Source organism: Pseudomonas sp. Sample_22, assembly GCF_004307635.1.
Lineage (GTDB): Bacteria > Pseudomonadota > Gammaproteobacteria > Pseudomonadales > Pseudomonadaceae > Aquipseudomonas.
Genome location: NZ_RCNY01000022.1, coordinates 324,426 through 342,643, shown reverse-complemented (window position 1 = coordinate 342,643; position 18,218 = coordinate 324,426). Strand labels below are relative to the sequence as shown.

Below are 18,218 nucleotides of genomic sequence, written 5' to 3'. Positions count from 1 at the left end.
AACCTTTTTCCCCGGTGCCCGCACCCGCGCCCCGCCCATCGTCGCGTAAACAGCCACCTCTGATTTCACACGGTTGAGAAGACAGCTCTGGTTGTCCGCCGTGTCGTTTACGACTGCTCGATGGAAATTGCAATGTCCAGGTTTTCTGCTGACACACGCTTGAGCCCTGCCCAAGTGTCTTTTACCCCGAACGAATCCATGATTCGTTTCAGGCACGCCACCGCCATTCTGTGCGGGGCCTTGCTGACACCTTCGGTGCTGGCCGATGAACACCCAGGTCATACTGAAGAACTGAGCCCGACGGTCATCACCGCCATTGCCCCGAGTTCGCCGCTGACCATCGTCACCAATCCGAAAGACCCGCGGCAACCGGTGCCGGCCAGCGATGGTTCGGATTATCTGAAAACCATCCCGGGATTCGCCCAGGTGCGCAATGGCGGTACCAACGGCGATCCGGTGCTGCGGGGCATGTTCGGTTCGCGCCTGAACATTCTCACCAACGGCGGCATGATGCTTGGCGCTTGCCCAGGGCGGATGGACGCCCCCACCTCCTACATCTCACCGGAAACCTACGACAAGCTTACGGTCATCAAAGGCCCGCAGACCGTACTTTGGGGACCGGGGGCTTCGGCCGGCACCATCCTCTTCGATCGCGAACCGGAAAGCTTCGGCGAACTCGGCACGCGGGTTAACGCCAGTGTGCTGGCCGGCTCCAATGGCCGTTTCGATAAAGTGCTGGACGCCGCTGCTGGCGGGCCACTGGGCTACGTGCGGGTGATTGGCAACACCGCCCAGGCCGACGATTACAAGGACGGCAACAACGACACCGTCGCCTCGCGTTATGACAAATGGAACGGCGATGTCGCACTGGGCTGGACCCCGGACGCCGATACCCTGCTGGAGCTGACCGCAGGCAAGGGTGACGGCGAGGCCCGGTACGCCGGTCGCGGCATGGACGGTTCACAATTCAAGCGCGAAAGCCTGGGCCTGCGCTTCGAGAAATCCAACCTCAGCGACGTACTGGAAAAGCTCGAAGCCCAGGTCTATTACAACTACGCCGACCACGTGATGGACAACTACACCCTGCGCACGCCGTCCGGTACCGGGATGATGGCCGGGCCAATGGCGTCCAATGTCGACCGCCGGACCCTCGGCGCGCGAATCAAGGGCACCTGGCGCTGGGCCGATGTGCAGTTGATCAGTGGCATCGACGCGCAGACCAACGAACATCGCCAGCGCAGCGCCATGGGTGTCGACGCCTACAAGGACCTGCCCTACACCAAGGATGCCGACTTCCATAACTACGGGGTGTTCGGCGAATTGACCTGGTACGCCGCCGAGCGTGACCGATTGATCAGCGGTGCACGCCTGGACCGCGCTTCGGCCAAGGATTACCGGCAGACCACCGGTTCAGGAATGATGACCCGGCCGAACCCGACTGCCGATGACACCCGCGCGGACACCCTGCCCAGCGGTTTCATCCGCTACGAACACGACTTGGCCGACAGCCCGACCACGCTGTATGCGGGCCTGGGGCACACCCAGCGGTTCCCGGATTACTGGGAGCTGTTTTCACCCAAGTCCGGCCCCGCCGGTTCGGTGAATGCCTTCGACTCGATCAAACCGGAAAAGACCACCCAGCTCGACTTCGGCCTGCAATACAAGACCGAAGACCTCGAAGCCTGGGCTTCGGCTTATGTCGGTCAGGTGCACGACTACATCCTGTTCAACTACACCCCGACAATGATGGGCACGACCTCGCAAGCCGAGAACATCAACGCGCGGATCATGGGTGGCGAATTGGGCGCCGCCTACAACTTCACCGAACACTGGAAAGCCGATGCGACCCTGGCCTACGCCTGGGGCAAGAACAGCAGCGATGGCAGTGCATTGCCGCAAATGCCGCCGCTGGATGCGCGTTTTGGCCTGACCTACAGCGAAGACAACTGGAGCGCTGGCGCACTGTGGAGAGTGGTCGCCGCGCAAAACCGTATCGACCAGAACAAAGGCAACGTGGTTGGCAAGGACTTCGACAAGACGCCGGGCTTCGGCGTGTTCTCCCTCAACGGCGCCTATCGGATCAACAGCCACTGGAAGGTCAGCAGCGGCATCGACAACCTGTTCGGCAAGGCGTACGCCGAACACTTGAACCTGGCCGGCAACGCCGGTTTCGGCTACCCGGCCAATGACCCGCAAGCCATAAAGGAGCCGGGGCGCACGCTCTGGACCAAGGTGGACATGAGCTTTTGAATGCTTCGCGGGCAGCCCGCTCCCCTGTAGGAGCGAGGCTTGCCCGCGATCGGTTGCGCAGCAACCGCAAAACAAACAACTAAAAGATCCAGCCAAGCGGAGCACACGTGATGAAACAGCCCAAAGTGAATTTCTACAACCTGGCCTGGCGCTGGCATTTCTATGCCGGATTGTTCGTTGCGCCATTCATGGTAATGCTGGCGCTGACCGGCACGATTTATCTGTTCAAACCGCAGCTCGACTCGCTGATGTACAGCAGCCTGCTCAACGTCCCGGCCGGCCATCACACGATCCCGGCCGATGACTTGCTCAAACGCGTAAAGGACTCGTATCCACAAGCGACGATCAAGCAATACCTGCCACCGGTCAACGCCGAGCGCAGCGCCCAGTTTGTCGTGATCAAAGACGGCACCGAGCTGAATGTGTTCGTCGATCCGTACCATGGCGACATTCTTGGCGAACAGGACGCCAGGAAGAACCTGCAAGCCATTGCCCGGGCGATCCACGGCGAACTGATGATCGGTACCGTCGGTGACCGACTGGTGGAACTGGCTGCCGGGTGGGGCGTGGTGCTGGTGGTTTCCGGGGTGTTCTTGTGGTGGCCGCGCGGTCAGGCTGCGGGCATCTTGTGGCCGCGCCTCAGTAGTCGTGGCCGCGTGCTGTGGCGCGACTTGCACGCCGTCACCGGATTCTGGGGCGCATCCCTGTTGTTGGTGATGCTGCTGAGCGGCATGACCTGGACCGGGTTCTGGGGCCAACAATATGCGGCCGTGTGGAACGTGTTTCCGGCGGCGATGTGGGACGACGTACCGAAATCCGACGTCGAAGCGCGCAGCCTCAACAGTGCCACGCGCCAGACTGTCCCTTGGGCCATGGAAAACACACCGATGCCGATGTCCGGCGCTCACGCCGAACACATGGCCCACGGTGGTGCCCAGGCTGGCCCGGCGGCACCGACCATCAGCCTGCAGGACGTGCAGAACATCGCCACCCAAGGCAAGGTCGAGCCGGGTTACAGCATCACCTTGCCGACGACCGCCACCGGTGTTTTCACCATCGCGGTGTTCGCCGACGACCCGCGCAATGACGCCACGCTGCACGTCGACCAGTACACCGGCAAGGTCCTCGCCGATGTGCGCTACGAGCATTACGGCGCCGTCGCTCGCGCCACGGAAATCGGCGTGATGCTGCACGAAGGCAAGATGTTCGGTGTGGTCAACCAGATCATCGTGCTGCTGATCTGCCTGATGATCCTGCTCAGCGCCGTCAGCGGGGTGGTGATCTGGTGGAAGCGTCGCCCGCAAGGCAAGCTCGGTGTTCCGCCGCTGCGTCATGATCTGCCAAAGTGGAAAACCGCGATGGTCATCATGTTCGCATTGGCGGTGGCATTTCCGCTGGTGGGCGCTTCGCTGGTAGTGGTGTGGGTGCTCGATCGCCTGGTGCTGTCGCGCTTCATCCGGGAAACTGAAAGCGCCTCATCTTCATCGTGAGTCAGGCGAGATGCGCGGGAGCCTTGGCCCTGTAAACTGCCCGCGCGTCATCCTGGCAACTCAGGGTTACTTGCTGGCCTCATCGCGGGCAAGCCTGCTCCCACAGGGTCCATGTCTTACGCAATTTTTGTGATCGACATAACACCTGTGGGAGCTGGCTTGCCAGCGAAGGGTCCGTTCGCTTCACCTAAAGAGTCACTGCATGACTTCGCTGAACCTCACAAATATTTCCTGGTCTCCCCTTGGTCACGGCCATTGTCATCACCAGTTCCAGCTGCGTGATGCCTCGCTGCGCGTGGCCGCCGGTGAGTTTGTCGGGTTGATCGGCCCTAACGGCAGTGGCAAGACCAGCCTGTTGCGTTGTGCGTGGCGCTTCAGCAAACCGCAAAGCGGCGAGGTCGGGCTCGGCCATCACAACGTCTGGAAGCAATCCTCGCGCTGGTGCGCGCAACGCATCGCCGTGGTGCTGCAGGAGTTTCCCGATGCCTTCGGGCTGACCGTCGAAGAAGTCGTCGCCATGGGGCGCACGCCGCACAAAGGCCTGTTCGATGGCGACACTGTCGAGGATCGAAACCTCGCCCTCCACGCTCTGGAATCAGTTGGCCTCAAGGGCTTCGAAGACCATGCGTTTACCACCCTGTCCGGCGGTGAAAAGCAGCGGGTGATCCTGGCCCGTGCGTTGGCCCAGCAACCGCAACTGCTGATCCTCGACGAGCCGACCAATCACCTTGATCCGCGCTATCAGCTGGAGCTGTTGCAGTTGGTCAAGCGCTTGAAGATCGGCACCCTGGCGAGCATCCATGACCTGAATCTGGCCGCGGCGTTCTGCGATCGGCTGTACGTGATCGATCACGGCCGCATCGTCGCTTGCGGCACACCGAAAGAAGTCCTCAACGCCGCGTTGTTGCGTAACGTGTTCGGCGTCGAAGCGTTGATCGATGAACATCCCTTGCACGGCTACCCCCGTATTACCTGGATAACCCAACCATGAATCTGCTGCGTTCCAGTCTTTCCCTCGCGGTGTTGCTGGGCAGCGCCCAGGCGTATGCCGAGCCCACGCATTACCCGTTGACGGTGCAGAGCTGCAATCGTCAAGTGACCTTCCAGCAGGCGCCGAAACACGCGGTCAGCCACGACATCAACATGACCCAAATGATGCTCGCCCTTGGCCTCAAGCCACAGATGGTCGGGTACAGCGGCGTCAGTGGCTGGAAAGCGGTGACGCCACAGATGCAGAGCATCCTCGACGGCTTGCCGGAGCTGGCGGCCAAGTACCCGTCGGTGGAAACCCTGCTCAACGCCAATGTCGATTTCTTCTTCGCCGGTTGGGATTACGGCATGCGTGTCGGCGGTGACCTCACTCCACAGACCCTGCAACCGTTGGGCATCAATGTCTACGAACTGACCGAGTCCTGCGCATTCGTGATGAAGCGTCCACCGGCCAGCCTCGAAGACACATACAACGACCTGCGCAACCTCGGCAGGATTTTCGACGTGCAGGATCGCGCCGATGCCGTGATCAGTGAAATGCAGGCGCAAGTCAGCAGGATTCGCAAAGGTCTGCCCGCCGATAAGCCCAGGGTCTTTCTCTATGACAGCGGTGAAGACCGGGCCATGACGTCCGGTCGCCTGGGCATGCCGCAAGCGCTGATCGATGCCGCCGGCGGGCAAAACATTCTCGCCGATGTCGACGCGAGCTGGACCCGGGTCAACTGGGAGAACGTGGTTGAGCGCAACCCGCAGGTGATCGTGATCGTCGACTATGGCGAAGTCACCGCCGAACAGAAGATTGAATTCCTGCGCAGCAACAAGGCGCTGCAATCGGTGGACGCGATCAAGCACCAACGCTTCATCGTCATTCCCTACGTGCAGGCCACTCCGGGGATCGACAACGTCCTGGCGGTGGAAACCCTGGCCAAGGGTTTGCACGGCGCATGATCAATCGTCGCTACGCCTTGTTGCTGATGGCCCTTGGCGCGCTGCTGCTGGTGTCGTGCGTGGTATCGCTGGGATTCGGCCCGGCGCGGGTGCCGGTGGACGTAGTCTGGCGGATTCTCCTGCACAAGTTGTTCGGCGTTGGTGTGCAGGAGTGGAGCGCCGGGCAGGCACATATCGTCTGGCTGATCCGCGTACCGCGCATGTTGCTCGGTGCGCTGGTCGGCGCCGGGTTGGCGCTGGTCGGCGCGGTGCTGCAAGCGGCGACCCGCAATCCGCTGGCCGATCCGCATCTGCTGGGAGTCACCTCCGGCGCAACCCTGGGCGCGGTGATCGTGATGTTGCATGTCGGTGAAATCGTTGGCTTGCTGACCTTGCCGATTGCAGCATTCATCGGTGCATTGTTGAGCATGCTGGTGGTGCTGATGATCGCCAGCCGCCACGGTCGACTCGAAAGTGAACGCCTGCTGCTGTGCGGCGTGGCGGTGTCGTTCGTGATGATGGCGGTGGCCAACTTGCTGCTGTTCATGGGCGACCATCGCGCCAGTTCGGCGGTGATGTTCTGGATGCTCGGTGGTCTCGGGCTGGCGCGCTGGGAATTGCTCGCGGTGCCCGCCGCCAGCGTGTTGATTGGGTTGGTGCTGCTGCTGGGCATGGCTCGACCGCTCAATGCGTTGATGGCCGGCGAGCAGACTGCCGTGACGCTGGGATTGAATGCGCGATCCGAGAGGTTGCGAGTGTTCGTGATCGCTTCGCTGATGACCGGGGTGCTGGTGTCTATCAGCGGCTCCATTGGTTTTGTCGGGTTGATGGTGCCGCATATTGCGCGGCGACTGGTCGGCGCGGAACACCGTAGATTGCTGCCGGTGTGCGTACTGCTCGGCAGCGTGTTTCTGGTATGGGTCGACGTCGCCGCCCGGACGCTGATCGCGCCCGAAGACTTGCCCATCGGCGTGGCCACCGCCGCGATTGGCGGCTTGTTTTTCATCGGTTTGATGCGACGTCGTTAACATCATGTTTAATTAAAACAAACTAAAAACCACATGGAGGTCTGGAAAAGTCTCGTATTGAGTTGGCACTTAACAAATCCATGACCACGCTCATACTCCGCTCCAGCAAGTTACATAATAAAAAACTTGCGCACATTAATGACGATTATTCCTACACCTTAACCGTCATAATTCTTACAGGAGCGGAAAGAGGTAACCATGTTAAAAAAACTCATCATAGCCATCGCACTTGTTTCAACGCCTGCATGGGCAGCCAAGCCACCCTTTACTGGCGTTGACTACAGCGGCCGATACCAATGTACCGGAATGGACAGTCATATCGGCCCGTTTGAAGGGGTTGTCGACATGAAACTCAATGCCGAACAAAGTACCGGCGAACATGGCGCCTACGGTTTTACCCTGACATTGCCCGACAACTCGCGGTATGACGGGTTTGCCGCCGCCAACTTGAATTCCCTGGCGATTTACTTTGCCCATACCGACCCGTCGCTCAAGGACTACGGTGTCGGGATAGCGAACATCGCGTCCACGCCTGACGGGAAAACTTCATTCACCAAGTACTACTACGGCCCGGAGTACGAAGGTGGCGGACATGGTTTTGAAACCTGCATCAAAAGCTGACACTCGTCGCTTACAAAACTGATACCCACTGTTGAATCCTGCTCGCGGTGGCGATCTTTCAGCCAGCGCAGATGTTGTCTGATCTACCGCTATCGCGAGCAGGCTCGCGCCTACAGTTCGATCGGCACGGCTCGCCCCAATCTGGCGCGGCCACCTGCACCAGCGCGCCAACAGCGTTCTCTCATGGTGCATCCCGCCAACGCTCAATCGCTCTAAACCGACATTTTCCTACCTTTGCCCGACCGGGCACAGCCCTTGCTAAAGACCCTTCAGTAGTCCGCATCTGCCACCCAAGAAAATTCATAAGTTCATGGAGATCGCACAATGAAGCGTCGCAGTTTGATCAAGGCTTTCACACTTTCGGCAAGCATTGCCGCGATGGGCATGACCTGGACCGTCCAGGCTGCCGAGACCATCAAGGTCGGTATTCTGCATTCGTTGTCCGGCACCATGGCGATCTCCGAAACGTCGCTCAAAGACATGGCGCTGATGACCATCGACGAGATCAATGCCAAGGGCGGCGTGAACGGCAAGATGCTGGAGCCGGTGGTCGTGGACCCTGCGTCCAACTGGCCGCTGTTCGCCGAAAAGGGCCGCCAGCTGCTGACCCAGGACAAGGTCGCCGTGGTGTTCGGTTGCTGGACTTCGGTGTCACGCAAATCGGTACTGCCGGTGTTCGAAGAGCTCAATGGCCTGCTGTTCTATCCGGTTCAGTACGAAGGCGAAGAGATGTCGCCGAACGTGTTCTACACCGGCGCCGCGCCGAACCAGCAAGCGATCCCCGCCGTTGAATATTTGATGAGTGAAGAAGGCGGCAGCGCCAAGCGATACTTCCTGCTCGGCACTGACTACGTCTACCCGCGCACCACCAACAAAATCCTGCGTTCGTTCCTGCACTCCAAAGGTGTGGCCGACAAGGACATCGAAGAGGTCTACACGCCGTTCGGTCACAGCGACTATCAAACCATCGTCGCCAACATCAAGAAGTTCTCGGCCGGCGGCAAGACGGCGGTCATCTCCACCGTCAACGGTGACTCCAACGTGCCGTTCTACAAAGAATTGGCCAACCAGGGGCTCAAAGCCACCGACGTTCCAGTCGTGGCGTTCTCGGTGGGCGAAGAAGAACTGCGCGGCATCGACACCAAACCGCTGGTGGGCAACCTCGCGGCGTGGAACTACTTCGAATCGGTGGAGAACCCGGCGAACAAGAAATTCGTTGCCGACTGGAAAGCCTACGCCAAGAAACACAACCTGCCAGGCGCTGACAAAGCCGTGACCAACGACCCGATGGAGGCCACTTACGTCGGCATCCACATGTGGGCGCAGGCCGCTGAAAAAGCCAAATCCACCGACGTCGACAAAGTCCGTGAAGCCCTCGGCGGCCAGACCTTCGCCGCACCGTCCGGCTACACCCTGACCATGGACAAGACCAACCACCACCTGCACAAGCCGGTGATGATCGGCGAGATCCAGGCCGACGGTCAGTTCAACGTCGTATGGCAGACCGAAGGCCCGATCCGCGCCCAGCCGTGGAGCCCGTTCATTCCGGGCAACGACAAGAAGCCGGAGTATGCGGTGAAGAGCAACTGAGTTATCCCGCTCAACCTGATCGTTCCCACGCTCTGCGTGGGAATGCCTCAACGGACGCTCTGCGTCCGCTTCAGGGACGCGGAGCGTCCCGGGCTGCATTCCCACGCGGAGCGTGGGAACGATCAAAACCAACCCCCAGTGGGAGCGGTTTTTGTGGCGAGGGAGCTTGCTCCCGTTGGACTGCGCAGCAGTCCTTTTTTGGGGCCGCTTCGCGTCCCAGCGGGAGCAAGCTCCCTCGCCACAAGAGCCAGCCTTCACATTAGTCCGAGCAAGGCGACTCTCTATGCCCACTGCCCTCTACCGCTTTCTCCTCGCCCTCGCGTTGTTGCTGCCGATGGCCACTCACGCCGGCGACGCCGAAGACTTCGTCGCCGCCAATCCCGTGCAGCAAGCCAAGTTGCTCGAAGCATGGGCCGCGCAGCCCGATCCGGTCCGCGTCGAGCTGATCAATGCCCTGCAACAAGGTGTATTGACCGTCGACGGCCAACCGAAAACCTTGCGCCTGAACAATCGCTTGCGGGGGTTGATCGACACCGCCCTGGCCAGCCATCAGTTGCTCGCCGCCGACGCCAGACTGCGTCTGGCCGCTGCACAGCAACTACAGAAAAGCGCCAAACCGGCGCAGTTGAAATTCCTCGACCAGCAGCTTGCTGGCGAACAGGACGAAAGCGTCCATGCCGCACTGAGCCTTGCCCTGGCCAACCTGCAATTGGTCGATGCCGACCCGGCTGTGCGGCTGGCCGCTGTGCGCCTGCTCGGTGAAACCGGTGACCCGCTGGCCCGCACCCGGCTCGAAGGCTTGCTCGATCCCGCCGTTGAAACCGATGCCACTGTACGCACAGCGGCCGAAACCAGCCTGGCCCAGGTCAAACGCAAACTGCTGATCGGCGAGCTTGTGGGCCAGGCCTTCAGCGGCATGTCGCTGGGTTCGATTCTGCTGCTCGCGGCGTTGGGCCTGGCGATCACCTTCGGCCTGCTCGGCGTGATCAACATGGCCCACGGCGAAATGCTGATGCTCGGTGCCTACTCGACCTACGTCGTGCAATTGATGTTCCAGCGCTACGCGCCGCAGGCCATTGAGTTCTATCCACTGATAGCCTTGCCCGTGGCCTTTTTTGTCACCGCCGCCATCGGCATGGCGCTGGAGCGTACGGTGATTCGCCACCTCTATGGCCGCCCACTGGAGACCCTGCTCGCCACCTGGGGCATCAGCCTGATGCTGATTCAACTGGTGCGTCTGGTGTTCGGCGCGCAGAACGTTGAAGTGGCCAACCCCGCATGGCTGTCGGGCGGCATTCAAGTGCTGCCCAATCTGGTTCTACCGTACAACCGCATCGTCATCATCGCGTTCGCCCTGTTTGTGGTGGTGCTGACCTGGCTGCTGCTGAACAAGACACGCCTGGGCCTGAACGTGCGCGCCGTCACCCAGAACCGCAACATGGCGGCCTGTTGCGGCGTGCCCACCGGACGCGTGGACATGCTCGCCTTCGGCCTCGGTTCGGGCATTGCCGGTCTGGGTGGCGTTGCGCTGAGCCAGATCGGCAACGTCGGCCCGGATCTGGGCCAGAGCTACATCATCGACTCGTTCCTGGTGGTGGTGCTCGGCGGCGTCGGGCAATTGGCCGGCAGCGTGTTCGCCGCGTTTGGCCTGGGGATCGCCAACAAGATTCTCGAACCGCAGATCGGCGCCGTGCTCGGCAAGATCCTCATCCTCGCGCTGATCATTCTGTTCATCCAGAAACGTCCGCAAGGTCTCTTTGCACTGAAAGGACGGGTGATCGACTGATGAACCAGCCTCTGATTGTCACGGCTACCCAAAAGGCCGGCCCGAAAGTCACGATCGCTGTCGGCGCGGTGATCCTCGCCCTGCTGCTGGCATTGCCGCTGCTGTCGTTGCTACCGGTGGACAGCACGTTGCATGTATCCGCCTACACGCTGACGCTGGTGGGCAAGATACTCTGCTACGCCATCGTTGCCCTGGCGCTGGACCTGGTCTGGGGTTACGCCGGCCTGCTGTCCCTGGGCCATGGTCTGTTCTTCGCCCTCGGCGGTTACGCGATGGGCATGTACCTGATGCGCCAGGCCTCGGGAGATGGCTTGCCGGCGTTCATGACGTTCCTGTCGTGGACCGAGCTGCCGTGGTTCTGGACCGGCACCAGCAGCTTTCTCTGGACCCTGTGCCTGGTCGTTCTGGCGCCGGGGTTGCTGGCTCTGGTATTCGGCTTCTTCGCCTTCCGTTCGCGGATCAAGGGCGTGTATTTCTCGATCATGACCCAGGCCCTGACCTTCGCCGGGATGCTGCTGTTTTTCCGCAACGAAACCGGCTTCGGTGGCAACAACGGCTTCACCAACTTCCGCACGATTCTCGGCTTCGGCATTACTGAACCCGGCACCCGCGCCGTGCTGTTTTTCGCCACGGTGCTGTTGCTGGTGGCGAGCCTGTACATCGGCTGGCGGCTGGCGCAAAGCAAGTTCGGCCGAGTGCTGACCGCGCTGCGCGATGCGGAGAATCGCTTGATGTTCTGTGGCTACGATCCGCGTGGTTTCAAGTTGTTCGTGTGGGTGTTGAGCGCTGTGCTATGCGGTTTGGCCGGCGCGTTGTATGTGCCGCAAGTCGGCATCATCAACCCGAGTGAAATGTCGCCGACCAACTCGATTGAAGCGGCGGTGTGGGTGGCCCTCGGCGGTCGTGGCACCTTGATCGGTCCGTTGCTCGGTGCCGGCGTGGTCAACGGCATGAAGAGCTGGTTCACCGTGGCGTTCCCCGAGTATTGGCTGTTCTTCCTCGGTGCGCTGTTCATTGTCGTGACCTTGTATTTGCCCAAAGGCGTGATCGGTTTGCTGAAAAAGAGAGGTGAGCAATGAGAGTCACTGCGACGGCGCAATTCATGCTCGAACCCGCGTTCTTCCCCGTGGAGCCCAACAAGGACGCCGGCACCAGCCGCGACACCATCGGCCTTGGTCAACGCGCCGGCAAGGGCCTGAACACCCGCCACGGCACCATCCTGACCCTGGAAGACATCAGCGTCAGCTTCGATGGCTTCAAGGCCCTGAACGATCTGAACCTGTACATCGGCGTCGGCGAACTGCGCTGCATCATCGGCCCAAACGGCGCGGGCAAGACCACGTTGATGGACGTGATCACCGGCAAGACCAGGCCCAGCCACGGCAAGGCCTGGTTTGGCGAAACCCTGGACCTGACACAGATGAGCGAAGTGCAGATCGCCCAGGCCGGTATCGGTCGCAAGTTCCAGAAGCCCACAGTGTTCGAGGCCCTGAGCGTTTTTGAGAATCTGGAGCTGGCGCAGAAAACCGACAAGTCGGTGTGGGCCAGCCTGCGGGCGCGGCTCAATGGTGAGCAAAAGGATCGCATCGCCGAAGTGCTCGATACCATTCGCCTGACCGCGTCGGTCAATCGCCCCGCCGGGTTGCTGTCACACGGGCAAAAGCAGTTTCTGGAGATCGGCATGTTGCTGATGCAGGACCCACAACTGCTGCTGCTCGACGAACCGGTCGCGGGCATGACCGACGCCGAAACCGAATTCACCGCCGAGCTGTTCAAGACCCTGGCCGGCAAGCATTCGCTGATGGTGGTGGAACACGATATGGGCTTCGTCGGCTCGATTGCCGACCACGTCACCGTGTTGCATCAGGGCAGCGTGTTGGCCGAAGGGTCGCTTGCGCAGGTGCAGGACAACGAGCGGGTGATCGAGGTCTACCTCGGTCGCTGATTTTGCGAATTGATCGTTCCCATGCTCCGCGTGGGAATGCCGCCTGGGACGCTCCGCGTCCCGCTGACAATGCAGGGCTCAAGTCCTGCGCATGGTGACGCTGAGCGTCACGGAATGCATTCCCACGCAGAGCGTGGGAACGATCACGGGGAGAACATGGACATGCTACAAGTCGACAAGCTGCACCAATATTATGGCGGTAGCCACATCCTGCGCGGCCTGACGTTTGAGGTGAAGGTCGGTGAAGTCACCTGCCTGCTCGGGCGTAACGGCGTGGGCAAGACCACGTTGCTCAAATGCCTGATGGGGCTGCTGCCGGCCAAGGAAGGTGCGGTCAATTGGGAAGGTAAACCGATCACCGCCTTCAAGCCGCACCAACGGGTGCACGCCGGCATCGCCTACGTGCCGCAAGGCCGGGAAATCTTCGGCCGCCTGACCGTGGAAGAAAACCTGCTGATGGGTCTTTCACGCTTTCCAGGCAGTGAAGCGAAAGAAGTCCCGGCGTTCATCTACGAATTGTTCCCGGTGCTGCTGCAGATGAAGCAACGCCGCGGTGGCGACCTTTCCGGTGGTCAGCAACAGCAACTGGCCATTGGTCGCGCACTGGCCAGCCGCCCACGCCTGCTGATCCTCGATGAGCCCACCGAAGGCATCCAGCCCTCGGTAATCAAGGAGATCGGCGCAGTGATCAAGAAACTCGCTGCCCGTGGCGACATGGCCATTCTGCTGGTGGAGCAGTTCTACGATTTCGCCGCCGAACTGGCCGATCAATACCTGGTGATGTCCCGGGGCGAAATCGTGCAACAGGGTCGCGGCGAGAACATGGAAGCGGAAGGCGTGCGCGGACTGGTCACGATCTGAGTCATTCCAAGCACCAATTTGTCGCACTCCTCGTTGCGCCGCGCCCCTTGCTGGTGCGCGGCGCGCCTTAACAATCCTGCTCTTGCGGATAAATACCTGCGGCACAGCCTTTGCAACCCTGCTGTCGAACTCCCGAAAAGCATTGACCATGACTCTTCCCGCATCCGGCATTTCGTTTACCCCCAGTTGGCATGCCGAGCTGGAACTGGGCTACGCCCGGTTCAACGACGCCACGCGCCCGGTCCAGCGCCGGCACAAAGGCCCGCTGCGGGTGCAAAAACACCTGTATGCCGAAGGTCCCGAAGTCTGCCAGCACATCATCGTCCACCCGCCGGGCGGGATTGCCGGCGGTGATCGCCTGAACATTTCGGCCGATGTCGGTTCCCGCGCCTGGGCGCAAATCACCAGTCCCGGGGCAGCCAAGTGGTATCGCGCGGCAGGCCCTGCCTATCAGCGGCTGGACTTGAAAGTAGCCGCCGGTGCGACACTGGAATGGCTGCCCCAGGAAACGATCATTTTCAGTGCAGCGCAGGCCGAGCTCAGCACCTCTGTCGAGCTTGAAGGCGATGCCCGTCTGTTCTACTGGGATGTGGTGGCCCTGGGCCGTCCGGCCAGCGGTGAGCGTTTCGACCTCGGGCACTTTCAGGCGCAACTCGAGATCCGTCGCGACGGCCAGTTGCTCTGGCATGAACGCCAGCGCATTGTCGGCAATGACGGTCTGCTCGATTCGCCGATCGGGCTGGATGGGCAACCGGTGTTCGGCACCTTGTTGGTGACTGGCGAGATAGATAGTGAGTTGCTGGAGAAATGCCGCTCGCTGCCCAACGAAGTGCGCGGGGACCTGACCCAGTTGCCCGGGTTGCTGGTGGCTCGATGCCTGGCCAGTGAGGCATTGCTGGCACGGGGCTGGCTGATTGAATTGTGGAAGTTGCTGCGCCCAGCCCTTTTGGATCGCGAAGCCATGCCACCACGCATCTGGAACACCTGAACACCGAACCCTGTGGGAGCTGGCTTGCCAGCGATGCTTTTGGCGGCATCGAGGTCCCCATCGCTGGCAAGCCAGCTCCCACAGGGTTCGTGTTTACATGCCCGAATACCTTTTAATCTGCCCTGATGGATTGCACCAATGGACCTGACCCCACGTGAAAAAGACAAGCTGCTGATCTTCACCGCCGGCCTCGTCGCCGAGCGGCGTTTGGCGCGCGGTGTGAAACTCAATTACCCGGAAGCCATGGCCTACATTTCCGCGGCGCTGCTCGAAGGCGCGCGCGATGGTCGAACCGTGGCCGAACTGATGCACTTGGGCACCACCTTGCTCAGCCGCGAACAAGTAATGGAGGGTATCCCGGAGATGATTGCGGAGATCCAGGTCGAAGCGACGTTCCCCGATGGCACCAAACTGGTCACCGTCCACCAACCGATCGCCTGAGGTCCCGCCATGACTTACCACATCCGCGATGCCGTGCATGCCGATCTTGCGGCGATCCGCGATATTTACAACGACGCCGTGCTCAACACCACCGCGATCTGGAACGAACATGTCGTGGACCTCGACAACCGTCAGGCCTGGTTCCACGCCCGACAGGCGCAGGCGTATCCGATCCTGGTAATCGTCGATATGGACGACGCCGTACTGGGCTACGCTTCTTTCGGCGACTGGCGCCCATTCGACGGCTTCCGCCACACCGTCGAGCACTCGGTCTACGTACGCAGCGATCAACGCGGCAATGGCCTGGGGCCGCAACTCATGGACGTGCTGGTAGCGCGCGCCCGAGGTTGCGGCAAACACGTCATGGTCGCGGCCATCGAAAGTGGCAACACCGCCTCGATCCGCTTGCATGAGCGCATCGGTTTCGTCACCACCGGGCAGATGCCACAAGTGGGTACCAAATTCGGGCGCTGGCTGGACCTGACCTTCATGCAACTGACCCTCAATCCTGGCGCACAGCCACCTGCCGCCCACAAGGAGTGATCGCTCATGAATCCCGCCCAACTGCGACGCGTCAATGTAGAAAGCTTTGCGCACTACCGTCAGGGCCTGATTGATCTGCTGCTCGATGCCGTCGGCTATGGCGCCAGTGTCGGCTTCATGGCCGACCTTGATGCCACGCAGGCCCACGCCTATTTCGATGAGGTTCAGGACAATCTCAACAAAGGCAATTTGTTGCTGTGGGTGGTGGTCAAGGACGAACAGGTGCAAGCCAGCGTGCAACTGGGCCTGTGCCGCAAAGCCAATGGCCTGAACCGCGCCGAAGTGCAGAAATTGCTGGTGCGCGAACATGCGCGACGTCGTGGCCTGGGCCAACAGTTGATGACCGCATTGGAACAGGCCGCCTTGCAACACAAGCGCGGCATGCTCTACCTCGACACTGAAGCCGGCTCGCCCGCTGAGGATTTCTACAAAGCCCTGGGCTACACCCGCGCCGGGGAAATCCCCGATTACGCCTGCGACCCGAGCGGCCGTTACAAGCCCACCGCCCTCTACTACAAGATTCTCCAAGGAGCCCATTGATGATTCCCGGTGAATACCAGATCCAGCCCGGCGACATCGAACTCAACGCCGGTCGCCGCACCATCAGCCTGACCGTGGCCAACAGTGGCGACCGGCCGATCCAGGTCGGTTCGCATTACCACTTTTTCGAAACCAACGACGCGTTGACCTTCGACCGCACCGCCAGCCGCGGCATGCGCCTGAACATCCCCGCCGGCACTGCCGTGCGCTTTGAACCGGGGCAGAGTCGCGACGTCGAGTTGGTGGATCTGGCGGGGCATCGTCGGGTGTTCGGGTTTGCCGGCAGGGTCATGGGCAATCTCGACTGAAATGTTCCCCTGTGGCGAGGGAGTTTGCTCCCGCTCGAGTGCGAAGCGCTCGCTAATCAGAAACATGGGGTGTACCTGACGATATCCGATTGCAGGTTTCACGGCTGTTGCGCAGCCCAACGGGAGCAAGCTCCCTCGCCACAATGGATCGCAGGTTGACACCCATCATTTACAAGGCAAGCGCATGAAAATCTCAAGACAAGCCTACGCCGACATGTTCGGCCCCACCGTCGGCGACAAGGTGCGCCTGGCCGACACCGAACTGTGGATCGAAGTGGAAAAAGACTTCACCACTTATGGCGAAGAAGTGAAGTTCGGCGGCGGCAAGGTGATCCGCGATGGTCAGGGCCAGAGCCAATTGCTGGCCGCCGAAGTGGTCGACACGTTGATCACCAATGCGCTGATCATCGATCACTGGGGCATCGTCAAAGCTGACGTCGGCCTCAAGGACGGGCGCATCGCCGGCATCGGCAAGGCCGGCAATCCGGACGTGCAACCGGACGTGACCATTGCCATCGGGGCCAGCACCGAAGTCATCGCGGGCGAAGGCATGATCCTCACCGCCGGCGGCATCGACACCCATATCCACTTCATCTGCCCGCAGCAGATCGAAGAGGCGCTGATGAGCGGCGTCACCACCATGATCGGCGGCGGCACCGGTCCGGCCACCGGCACCAACGCCACCACCTGCACCTCCGGGCCATGGCACCTGGCGCGCATGCTCCAGGCCGCCGATGCGTTCCCGATGAACATCGGCCTCACCGGCAAAGGCAACGCCAGCTTGCCGGAGCCGTTGATCGAGCAGGTCAAGGCCGGCGCCATCGGCCTCAAGTTGCATGAAGACTGGGGCACCACCCCGGCAAGCATCGACAACTGCCTGAGCGTCGCCGATCAGTTCGACGTGCAGGTGGCGATCCACACCGACACCCTCAACGAATCAGGCTTCGTCGAAACCACCCTCGCCGCTTTCAAGGGCCGCACCATCCACACCTATCACACCGAAGGTGCCGGTGGCGGTCACGCACCGGACATCATCAAGGCCTGCGGCTTCGCCAACGTGCTACCGAGTTCGACCAACCCGACCCGACCGTTCACCCGTAACACCATCGACGAACACCTCGACATGCTGATGGTCTGCCATCACCTTGACCCGAGCATTGCCGAAGACGTGGCCTTCGCTGAAAGCCGCATTCGCCGCGAGACCATTGCTGCCGAAGACATCCTCCACGACCTCGGTGCGTTCTCGATGATCAGCTCCGACAGCCAGGCCATGGGTCGTGTCGGCGAAGTCATCACGCGCACCTGGCAGACCGCCGACAAGATGAAAAAACAGCGCGGGCCGCTGGCGGGTGACGGCACAGGCAACGACAACTTCCGCGCCAAACGCTACATCGCCAAGTACACCATCAACCCGGCGATCACCCACGGCATCAGTCACGAAGTGGGCTCGGTGGAAGTGGGCAAATGGGCCGACCTGGTGCTTTGGCGCCCGGCATTCTTCGGCGTCAAACCGACGCTGATCCTCAAGGGTGGTGCCATTGCGGCCAGCCTGATGGGCGACGCCAACGCTTCAATTCCGACGCCGCAACCGGTGCACTACCGCCCGATGTTCGCCAGCTTCGGCGGCTCATTGCATGCCACCAGCATGACCTTCATCAGCCAGGCGGCACATGACGCCGGATTGCCCGAAGTCCTGGGATTGAAGAAGAAAATCGCCGTGGTCAAAGGCTGTCGCGACGTGCAGAAAACCGACCTGATCCACAACGACTACTTGCCGAACATCGACGTCGATCCGCAGACCTATCAGGTCAAGGCTGACGGCGAGTTGTTGTGGTGTGAGCCGGCGGATGTGTTGCCGATGGCGCAGCGCTATTTCCTCTTCTGAACATTCAAGGCAAGAAAAAACCCTG

General features: G+C 61.0%; 17 protein-coding genes. All 17 read left to right on the top strand.

The features are described from left to right. Positions 1 to 132: 132 nt before the first annotated feature. The 17 genes from D8U73_RS06525 to ureC all read left to right on the top strand — a co-directional run bounded on the left by D8U73_RS06525 (position 133) and on the right by ureC (position 18,193). Positions 133 to 2,250: a TonB-dependent copper receptor gene (locus D8U73_RS06525; RefSeq protein ID WP_130904003.1), complete on the top strand. Its 2,118-nt coding sequence runs from the start codon at positions 133 to 135 to the stop codon at positions 2,248 to 2,250. Positions 2,251 to 2,360: 110 nt separating this feature from the next. Then, on the top strand, positions 2,361 to 3,740 hold the full coding sequence (locus D8U73_RS06520) for a PepSY domain-containing protein (protein ID WP_130904002.1): 1,380 nt from the start codon (positions 2,361 to 2,363) through the stop codon (positions 3,738 to 3,740). 202 nt (positions 3,741 to 3,942) lie between these two features. Further along, positions 3,943 to 4,731: an ABC transporter ATP-binding protein gene (locus D8U73_RS06515; RefSeq protein ID WP_130904001.1), complete on the top strand. Its 789-nt coding sequence runs from the start codon at positions 3,943 to 3,945 to the stop codon at positions 4,729 to 4,731. Next, a complete protein-coding gene (locus D8U73_RS06510) occupies positions 4,728 to 5,678 on the top strand; it encodes an ABC transporter substrate-binding protein (protein WP_130904000.1) in 951 nt (316 codons plus the stop codon). The genes D8U73_RS06515 and D8U73_RS06510 overlap by 4 nt, the downstream gene beginning before the upstream one ends. Continuing rightward, entirely contained in the window at positions 5,675 to 6,685 is a 1,011-nt protein-coding gene (locus D8U73_RS06505; RefSeq protein WP_130903999.1) for an iron ABC transporter permease, read from the top strand. The genes D8U73_RS06510 and D8U73_RS06505 overlap by 4 nt, the downstream gene beginning before the upstream one ends. A 306-nt stretch (positions 6,686 to 6,991) precedes the next feature. Next, on the top strand, positions 6,992 to 7,306 hold the full coding sequence (locus D8U73_RS06500; protein ID WP_241668497.1) for a hypothetical protein: 315 nt from the start codon (positions 6,992 to 6,994) through the stop codon (positions 7,304 to 7,306). Positions 7,307 to 7,630: 324 nt separating this feature from the next. After that, a complete protein-coding gene (gene urtA / locus D8U73_RS06495) occupies positions 7,631 to 8,896 on the top strand; it encodes an urea ABC transporter substrate-binding protein (RefSeq protein WP_056852436.1) in 1,266 nt (421 codons plus the stop codon). A gap of 283 nt (positions 8,897 to 9,179) precedes the next feature. After that, on the top strand, positions 9,180 to 10,682 hold the full coding sequence (urtB, locus tag D8U73_RS06485; protein WP_056852435.1) for an urea ABC transporter permease subunit UrtB: 1,503 nt from the start codon (positions 9,180 to 9,182) through the stop codon (positions 10,680 to 10,682). Then, on the top strand, positions 10,682 to 11,761 hold the full coding sequence (gene urtC / locus D8U73_RS06480) for an urea ABC transporter permease subunit UrtC (RefSeq protein ID WP_056852434.1): 1,080 nt from the start codon (positions 10,682 to 10,684) through the stop codon (positions 11,759 to 11,761). Before urtB ends, urtC begins: the two co-directional genes overlap by 1 nt. After that, complete coding sequence (urtD, locus tag D8U73_RS06475; protein WP_056852433.1) at positions 11,758 to 12,627, top strand: urea ABC transporter ATP-binding protein UrtD; 870 nt, start codon at positions 11,758 to 11,760, stop codon at positions 12,625 to 12,627. Before urtC ends, urtD begins: the two co-directional genes overlap by 4 nt. Before the next feature lie 162 nt (positions 12,628 to 12,789). Continuing rightward, positions 12,790 to 13,488: an urea ABC transporter ATP-binding subunit UrtE gene (gene urtE / locus D8U73_RS06465; protein ID WP_007945247.1), complete on the top strand. Its 699-nt coding sequence runs from the start codon at positions 12,790 to 12,792 to the stop codon at positions 13,486 to 13,488. A 148-nt stretch (positions 13,489 to 13,636) separates the two neighbouring features. After that, on the top strand, positions 13,637 to 14,476 hold the full coding sequence (locus tag D8U73_RS06460) for an urease accessory protein UreD (RefSeq protein WP_056852432.1): 840 nt from the start codon (positions 13,637 to 13,639) through the stop codon (positions 14,474 to 14,476). 138 nt (positions 14,477 to 14,614) lie between these two features. After that, entirely contained in the window at positions 14,615 to 14,917 is a 303-nt protein-coding gene (gene ureA, locus D8U73_RS06455; RefSeq protein ID WP_056852431.1) for an urease subunit gamma, read from the top strand. Positions 14,918 to 14,926: 9 nt separating this feature from the next. Further along, positions 14,927 to 15,460 (top strand): GNAT family N-acetyltransferase, encoded by a 534-nt coding sequence (locus D8U73_RS06450; protein WP_130903997.1) that lies wholly within the window; start codon positions 14,927 to 14,929, stop codon positions 15,458 to 15,460. 6 nt (positions 15,461 to 15,466) lie between these two features. Continuing rightward, the gene (locus tag D8U73_RS06445) at positions 15,467 to 16,000 is read left to right on the top strand and encodes a GNAT family N-acetyltransferase (protein WP_056852429.1); all 534 of its coding nucleotides are present in this window, start codon (positions 15,467 to 15,469) and stop codon (positions 15,998 to 16,000) included. Further along, the gene (locus D8U73_RS06440; protein WP_056852428.1) at positions 16,000 to 16,308 is read left to right on the top strand and encodes an urease subunit beta; all 309 of its coding nucleotides are present in this window, start codon (positions 16,000 to 16,002) and stop codon (positions 16,306 to 16,308) included. The genes D8U73_RS06445 and D8U73_RS06440 overlap by 1 nt, the downstream gene beginning before the upstream one ends. Before the next feature lie 184 nt (positions 16,309 to 16,492). Further along, a complete protein-coding gene (gene ureC / locus D8U73_RS06435; RefSeq protein ID WP_130903996.1) occupies positions 16,493 to 18,193 on the top strand; it encodes an urease subunit alpha in 1,701 nt (566 codons plus the stop codon). The last annotated feature ends 25 nt before the right edge of the window (positions 18,194 to 18,218 follow it).